Here is a 1,278-nt window from a genome sequence, read left to right on the forward strand (position 1 = left end):
TACAAGCCGAATCAACTCGTATTTGCTCACTTGGGTTTTATAATTGAAATTCATTACTTTTAAATCCGTAATAACTGCGGTTATACAAAAACGTTATGTGGCATATGAAAAAAACACTATTCTATATTACAATCATCTTTTTACAATTATCTTGTGTTGAGAATAAAAGCATTGACGAAAAGGATAGAAAAATTGCTGAGCCAAATATTACAGAAACATCTGATTTTGATTTAGGAAATTACGTTTTAAACCCTAAAAGCACTGATACCTTATGCAATAAGGATATTGACAGAGCAAAAAAAGATATCCAAAGAGAAAAGTATGTTTATGTAGCACCATTCATTATTGCAATGAAAAGATACTCGAGCGAATTAAAAGAATTATACTCTCAAAAAGGAATAGAAGTAGATTTTGAACTACCTAATTGTGTTATAGAAGAAGGACAGACAGAAGGATGTTATCGAGCAATTATGAATTCTTTTCTAATTAAAAAATTAGGTGTAAACTTTGAACAAGAATTTATTAAAAAAGCAGATAGTCTAACCACAATACGAATTACTAACAGTGATATTCCAATTATTTCTTGGAATTGCGATGTTGAACCAGAACCAATATTAAAAAATCGTTCATATCTGGAAACAACTTTGGATGTTGAAAATTTGGATTTAAAGAGAACAGACAAAGCTAAAACTTGGCCAGCTATCGATTTAAATTTTATCATAGAGAAAGACGGAACTATATCAAAATTTTGGAGCCACAATTATATATCAAGATTAGAACACAATGAAAAGTTCAAAGATGACTTATACAAAATAGGCGTGAATTATATTAAGCAGAATTATCCTATTTGGAAAGCAGGTCGAATAAACAATATTCCTGTTAGAACTGAACATCATTTACGCTTAACATTCATCGGAAAATAATACGCCACATAACAACGTATATAGCTCATAGCTAATGATTTGCTTAATCGAAGTTAAGACGTATTTGGAAAGTCGCCAAATTTTTAAATTTGACGATTTCCAATAAAAAAGATAAATAGTAAAATTTAAAAATCTGGCTTGTGCTCAACCGAAAAATAATCGCTAATTTGCACGCTACAAGCTATATACAAAACCGTTACAAGTAAGTTGATTTCAATGATTTTTTAGAGATAAAATTCATGTTTTGATAATCCTAAGAATCGGATTTGACTCTGACAAAATTGAAAAGTGGATTTAACTTTAAAAATTGGATTTTATCACTCACACGCTGAAAATGAATTGCGTTGAAAACAAA

The 1,278-nt window shown here is 29.6% G+C and carries 1 protein-coding gene; it reads left to right on the forward strand.

Annotation, left to right across the window (positions count from 1 at the left end; genetic code table 11):
* Positions 1 to 104 precede the first annotated feature (104 nt).
* Positions 105 to 923: a hypothetical protein gene (locus BUB82_RS11650; protein ID WP_143185701.1), complete on the forward strand. Its 819-nt coding sequence runs from the start codon at positions 105 to 107 to the stop codon at positions 921 to 923.
* Positions 924 to 1,278: the final 355 nt, after the last annotated feature.

Origin of the sequence: Psychroflexus salarius, assembly GCF_900129035.1 — a bacterium.
GTDB classification, from domain to species: Bacteria; Bacteroidota; Bacteroidia; order Flavobacteriales; family Flavobacteriaceae; genus Psychroflexus; species Psychroflexus salarius.

What these genes read in the sequence shown, in the direction of transcription:
- BUB82_RS11650 (WP_143185701.1), top strand. Translation starts at nt 105, where the DNA reads ATGAAAAAAACACTATTCTATATTACAATCATCTTTTTACAATTATCT.